2 protein-coding genes are annotated in these 3,223 nt (G+C 53.1%); both read left to right on the top strand.

Annotated features, from left to right (window positions below):
- Positions 1-2,103: 2,103 nt before the first annotated feature.
- On the top strand, positions 2,104-2,253 hold the full coding sequence (locus WA354_RS23690; RefSeq protein ID WP_472815494.1) for a hypothetical protein: 150 nt from the start codon (positions 2,104-2,106) through the stop codon (positions 2,251-2,253).
- A 98-nt stretch (positions 2,254-2,351) separates the two neighbouring features.
- Complete coding sequence (locus WA354_RS23695) at positions 2,352-3,071, top strand: Crp/Fnr family transcriptional regulator (RefSeq protein ID WP_472815495.1); 720 nt, start codon at positions 2,352-2,354, stop codon at positions 3,069-3,071.
- The last annotated feature ends 152 nt before the right edge of the window (positions 3,072-3,223 follow it).

Genomic DNA, 3,223 nt, shown 5'->3' on the forward strand with positions numbered 1-3,223 from the left:
CGCTTAGACACACTCATCAGGTGTCCACCAAAAAGGTAGTGGGCACTTCGACGATCACTCCTCAGCCAAGTCAAGAGGGGAGATCGGGACGCTTACGGACAATTCACAACTGCAGATAAAGAAAGCCCTGCAATGAAGCGAGGAAAGGCTCCAATGTCCGAAACCAGACAACTTTGGATTAGCAATTCTCTCTCTCCCGCCGTCCCGGCGAGTTCTCAATCACCGTTTGCCAGCACATCCAATGTGCCCTGAATAGTCAATTAAAGGACACCACTCGGGACACTTGAAAACCATGCATTCGGTTCCCTCTGGAGGGGTTGGATAGATTCGTCTTTTCCCGAGGCCGATTCATGCCAATTTATGCCATTTTCTATTTAGGGTCCCTACGGTTTCACCCTCGGTCCTAACGACGTTCAGTTCCTTATCGGACGGCGTGGCAACTGATGGTGTCAGTTTCTCGCTTGCAAATCCATCTCAGAGTTTCCCCCTTGTTTCCGGTTATCTTCCCGTAAAACCCGACAGAAAAGGACCTTGGCATCTGCTCCGTTGTTGCCGAGGAAGTCTGCGATTCGACTGGATTTGGGCAAAACAGAACATCGGCGCGGCCATCCGTCTGACAGGGTCGGTATTCGCCTAGAATCCAGTCCCCTCTCATGTGCACGTCAATCACGCGAGTTTGTTCAATCCATCCATTGCGTTTTAAATATCTCCACCCATACCAACCGAGCCAGATTGCCAAACCTATCGCAAATAGGAATCCGGCACCTATCGCCAAGCTCTTGTGCTCAGAAGAAGCAGAGTACTGACTAGGGTCTGACTCTGCTACGTCTCTTTCTTCAAATTCTGCCATGATTGATCTTCTGACTGTTTAAAACAAATCGGCAACGCTCTCGGAGTTGATTCTAGAACTATTCCCGCCGTATCGCCTGCAGAAGATACATGATCCGCCAGACTTCATGCAGAGCGTCGGTGGATTCGGCCCCGTCCCGCCTTATCTCGACTGTCGGCCACTGTTGCGAGTAGCGGGAGATTTGTGCCATCTGTGACAGTGACCTTCCAACAAAGCCAGATCGCGTAAGTGAGCAATATTGGACAGACGCATCGCGCAGACTTGGGTATTCTGCCGCCCAAGTGAGCCCCCACAAAAGCAGAAGGAGGTCCTCCATGGCCGCTTTGCTAAGGCCTCATTTTCCACACCGAAAAAATGATGACGGCAGTTTCGACTCAATCTGCTCCGTCTGTTATGCAACCGTGGCCTCCGCCGACAACGAATCTGAGCTACCACCTCACGAGTCGATGCACAAGTGCGACCCCGTAAGGATGTATCAGGCCAGTCAAGGCCGCTCGCTATCCGGGCTATGGGCGGATTAGCGCTATGATTCACATCGCACTCCCAGTTGCCTACGGCTGTTCCTGGCGTGGCTCGGATTGAATGTTCCTCTTGTTCATCGTGCTAGGCGTGGGCGGTTCATCAGCCCATCAGGCTCGCCCGCCGAAGAAGCCCAAGAAATCCTCGACAGGGTCGATGCGTATTCTGCGACAGACGGACGAACTATAGCTGTTTGACTGCGCAGCACGCTGGCGGATCGTCAATTTGAAGTGAGATGTTCAAAATTGAACGGATTCACCGGGCCGGGCGCGGGTATCTTGTCTCATGGTCAACCTAATTCAGATTCGAGCCGTGGAGCAAGACGGGGAAGATGGAATCATTGTGGCATTCTCGGACGGAACGTCTGCCGGGTATGTAGTGGAAGAACTACTGCACATGAGGCCGAAGAGGAAATGGGATGCGCGGCCCGAGTTAACCAATCCAAAATCGATTACGGCTCCATCTGCACCAGTTCCTGAACCGTCCAAACGGGATTCGCGGGGACTCCGAGTATGAAAAGGACACAGTGGAGAGACCCCAACCGATTTTCTCGAATCCTGGAAGCGCGTCGAGCTGAAGTCGGTCGGAAGCGCCTTCATGTCGAGGTTGTTTCGATTGTGGCGATCCCCCAACCAGAACTGAGGAACGCAATGCTGTCTCGGCCACGGAGACCCAAAGGAGTGCCTAAAGACCGACGAGCGTCAAGCTGATCCACTATCAACATGAGCAAGATCATGTATGCGATATGGTCTTTCCTGATTACGCCGTCGATCTCAGCGTGCGCCGAGCCGACAATCTTCGGAGGATTCCGTCGAGCAGTCGTGATTATGGCCGAGAAATACCCAAAGAACGCTGAAAAGTTCTTTGTCCGCTATCCGACATAAGATCTATAATCATTGCAGTTCACTCCCGACATACTCGGAATGAGGCGTTGGTGACAGTTCTGTTGGTTCGTTGCCGTGCGAAGTAGCATCGCCGAAAGATGGCAGAGATGGTTCTTCCTGCTCCCCATGTATTCGATTCAGCAGCCTTTCTGGCCCGCGCAGGGCTTGGTCGGAGAATAGTTCGTCTGCAACCAAAAGAGTTCTTCTTTTCTCAGGGCGATCCCGCCGATTCCGTCTTCTATCTTCAAAAAGGTCGCGCAAGAGTCTCCATCGTTTCCAGAGTCGGTAAGGAAGCCACCATTGCGCTCCTGGCCCCGCACGCCTTCGTGGGAGAAGAAGCACTCGCAGCGATACCTGGGCTGCGTCTGGCATCCGCCGCTGCCATCACCGCCTGTACGGCTCTCAAGATCAAACGAGAAGAGATGATCCGGGTCATGCACGAAGAGCATGAGTTCTCGGACCTGTTCATGAAATTCCTATTGGAGCGCAGCATGCGGATTCAGGCCGATCTGGTCGATCAGCTCTTTAACGACAGTGAAAGGCGTTTAGCCAGGATTCTTTTGCTCATGGCCGAATTCGGCGAGCAGGGCGATCCGGAAGCACTGATTCCCAACATTTCACAGGAGACCCTCGCGGAAATGATCGGCACAACACGGTCCCGAGTTAGCTTCTTCATGAATCGCTTTCGCAGGCTCGGCTTCATTGAATACAACGGGCGCATTCGGGTGCATAAATCCCTGATTAACGTGATTCTGCATGATCCAATCCCTGCGGATGATGCCACCCAGAATTCACGCCTGAGTCTAATTGCCACGTAGGCCTCCGGCTACGCCCCCGTCATCTCCTAACTGGAGAAAAGGCTGCCACGCGGCATGGCATCCCACATGGTGTCGAAACCAGAGCATCTCAGGGAAAAGTGCCTAACCAATCCTCCGGCACATGCAGCGGAGGATTGTGTGCTGCTAATGGC

It is taken from the genome of Occallatibacter sp. (assembly GCF_049802275.1).
Taxonomy (GTDB): domain Bacteria; phylum Acidobacteriota; class Terriglobia; order Terriglobales; family Acidobacteriaceae; genus Telmatobacter.